Source organism: Pandoraea sp. PE-S2R-1 (assembly GCF_002179865.1).
Taxonomy (GTDB): Bacteria; Pseudomonadota; Gammaproteobacteria; order Burkholderiales; family Burkholderiaceae; genus Pandoraea.
Window position 1 is genome coordinate 1 of sequence record NZ_NGUR01000083.1, and the last position, 439, is coordinate 439.

Genomic DNA, 439 nt, shown 5'->3' on the forward strand with positions numbered 1-439 from the left:
GCACGACGAAGAAGACGAACAACTGATCGCCGCAACGCGATCCGGTGCGCGAATAAAGCACGACGCATTGCGCGTCGTGCTTTGTTACGTCCCTATATGTCTGCAGGCACTCAGCGCTTTAGCGCTCAGGCATTGTCCGCCTGCATCTGCGACCAGATCGCCGCGAGCATCGATGCACCCAGCGCCGCACTTCGCGCACCGCTCCAGCCAACTTGCGCATCGGGACGATTCGCGTTGTCCTTGAACGGCATTTCCAACGTGAGCGACAGGCAGCCGAAACGGTGAGCAATCCACTTCGAGGCGAGCTTGAGCGACTCCGGACCGTGCTTGCCCGGCGGATAACCAAACTTGTCCTGAAAGTCGAGACTCGCGGCTTTCAGGCGCTCTCCGAACGCCTTCTCGCGTGCGAGAACAGCGTCGGTCGCCCACTCGACGCCAT

General features: G+C 60.8%; 1 pseudogene. It reads right to left on the reverse strand.

What is annotated here, in order from left to right:
* Window positions 1-125: 125 nt before the first annotated feature.
* Window positions 126-439, reverse strand: a pseudogene (locus CDV44_RS27135) (hypothetical protein); the annotation flags it as partial.